The sequence below is a fragment of the Streptacidiphilus pinicola genome (genome assembly GCF_003258295.1).
GTDB classification, from domain to species: domain Bacteria; phylum Actinomycetota; class Actinomycetes; order Streptomycetales; family Streptomycetaceae; genus Streptacidiphilus; species Streptacidiphilus pinicola.
Window position 1 is genome coordinate 1,148 of the sequence record NZ_QKYN01000135.1, and the last position, 431, is coordinate 1,578.

Sequence of the window (431 nt, forward strand, 5' to 3'; positions counted from 1 at the left end):
CCACCGGGGGCACGATCTCCAGCGCTGGGAGATCCACCTCGATCAGCACCTGGGCCGACTCGGGGGCGTAACCAGCGCCGGCCCGATCACGGCAACCCGACGGCACGGGGGAGCGGCGCAGGAGGTTCTCGATCACGTCCGCCAACCCGGCTGGCCCCTCCGATGCGAACTGGCGCTCCATCTTCGAATGCCAACGCTCGAGACCCACGGGGCGACGCCGCAGCACCGCATCGAGTTCGTCCAGGTGCGCCCCGATCTCCGCGGTCCGTGACTCGGCCTCCTGGCGCAGCGCTTCGGTCTCGGCCTGGCGCCGGGCCCGCTCCTCCTCCTTGGTCGCCCGGTCGCGCTCACGCTGCTGCTGCTCGGCGGCGCGACGGCGGTCGCTCTGGCGTTTGGCGAGTTCCGCCTCGACCCGGGCCGCGTCCTTGGCC

The 431-nt window shown here is 72.9% G+C and carries 1 protein-coding gene; it reads right to left on the reverse strand.

All coding sequences use genetic code 11. The features are described 5' to 3' along the window. On the reverse strand, positions 1–431 hold a 431-nt coding region (locus DN069_RS40470), incomplete at both ends, for a hypothetical protein (RefSeq protein ID WP_165845711.1).